The organism is Rhizobacter sp. P3_B12 (assembly GCF_056402895.1).
On record NZ_JBFUGN010001603.1, the window covers coordinates 1 to 774 of the forward strand.

The 774-nt window shown below is 59.0% G+C and carries 2 protein-coding genes; both read left to right on the forward strand.

Annotated features, from left to right (window positions below; genetic code table 11):
- Positions 1 to 147 precede the first annotated feature (147 nt).
- On the forward strand, positions 148 to 318 hold the full coding sequence (locus AC1D01_RS37155) for a hypothetical protein (protein WP_477874884.1): 171 nt from the start codon (positions 148 to 150) through the stop codon (positions 316 to 318).
- Positions 319 to 389: 71 nt separating this feature from the next.
- Positions 390 to 774 (forward strand): hypothetical protein (locus AC1D01_RS37160; protein ID WP_477874886.1); only part of this gene is annotated, 385 nt, incomplete at its 3' end.

Sequence of the window (774 nt, forward strand, 5' to 3'; positions counted from 1 at the left end):
GGTAGGGGTGAGAAGACCCCCAAAATGCTTCGAGTCTTGAGTTTTCACACAGCCTCGGCCACAAGCAGACGGTCGCCAGTGACGGCTTTCTGGGTACCCACGGTGACCATGAACAGGTCAGTTGCAGTCGGCATCAGGAACGAAGCTATGAAAGCGATCCAGGCGCTATCGTCGGTACTTCACTTGGCGGTAATCACTGACGATCGGGCCGAGGTTAGCCGCCCGCACAAGCAGGTCGGTCTTATCATCGGCCAAATTCAGATGGCCATCCTCGAGCCGATCGTCGGTGAACATCCGGATTTGGACGATCTTCGCTAAGGCGGAGGTCGGCCAGGAGCCCCCCTTCGCGAACAGCAGCTAAGCTGCCGATGGCAAACGAAAGTTGAACGATGAACTTCCATTCGCGAACCCTTTCCAGGGTGCTCGTCGGCCTGGGTTTGGCAGGCCTCTCGGCCGCTTCGTTCAGTGCCGACCTGTCGAAGGGCGAGACCATGCCTCAAACGCAYGAGGCGTTCAGCTTCGAGGGCTTGTGGTTCGAGACTGCCAACTATCCGGCCTCCAGCGTCTTGCGCTTCTTGCCTTACGGGAAAGGATGGATCGGGCAATACGTCCAGGTCAGTCCACCGCAACAGCGAATTGGCTTCCGGGTTGGAGAGACTGTCATCCGGGGGACCGTCAGCGGGCCCGATTTCGTCGGGGAGGTACTCTTGAAGCCCTTGCAAGAGGACCCGGTGTGCATTGGTCTGACGGTCGGGTGGGTGCCCATCAGGATGT

Bases quoted from the DNA above. Each gene is read 5' to 3' on its own strand.
- AC1D01_RS37155 (WP_477874884.1), top strand. From the start codon at position 148: ATGAAAGCGATCCAGGCGCTATCGTCGGTACTTCACTTGGCGGTAATC.